Origin of the sequence: Leeuwenhoekiella sp. CH_XMU1409-2, assembly GCF_037029365.1 — a bacterium.
Taxonomy (GTDB): domain Bacteria; phylum Bacteroidota; class Bacteroidia; order Flavobacteriales; family Flavobacteriaceae; genus Leeuwenhoekiella; species Leeuwenhoekiella blandensis.
In genome coordinates, this window is sequence record NZ_JAYMEI010000058.1 from 1 (window position 1) to 601 (window position 601).

1 protein-coding gene is annotated in these 601 nt (G+C 36.6%); it reads left to right on the top strand.

Annotation, left to right across the window (positions count from 1 at the left end; all coding sequences use genetic code 11):
• Nucleotides 1-601: right-handed parallel beta-helix repeat-containing protein (locus tag WA338_RS18870; RefSeq protein ID WP_336094574.1), on the top strand; the 601-nt coding region annotated here is incomplete at both ends.

The window sequence follows — 601 nt, forward strand, 5'->3', positions numbered from 1 at the left end:
ATATTATGGAGCAGGTATTCATATTACGGGAGGTTCTGCACACATAATTAATACCACTTTTACTAATAATGAAGGTTCAGGAATTAGGCTTGAAGGAAGCTCAAACGTGAAACTATACAATTCAGTATTTTTTGATAACAGTAGTTTGGATATATCCACTACGAGTTCTGAGTCTTCTGTTATAGGAAAAAATACCTTTATTGAAGAATCGTATGGCATTGACGATTCTGGTTTTAATTTGCTTTCCTCAACCCCATTTTTAAATAGTGGTAATCCGAAAGGTGACGATGGTGTTTTAGGTACATCAGATGATGGCTTGTATCCTGCTACTGAAAGTTTATTAGTAAATGCTGGGGCTAATGAGCTTAATCCTGAAGGTACTGATATTGCAGGAAATAGTAGGATTTATCAAACCATAGATATTGGGGCCTATGAAATGCAAACACCTGTATTGAAACCTGATGTAAATAATACCATTTACGTTGATAAAAATATAGAAGGAGGTAATGAAGATGGGTCGAACTGGGATAATGCAGTACCCGAGCTTGCAATGGCTTTAGAATGGGCTAAGCGCAATGAGACGTCTTGGTCTGAAAGTAAT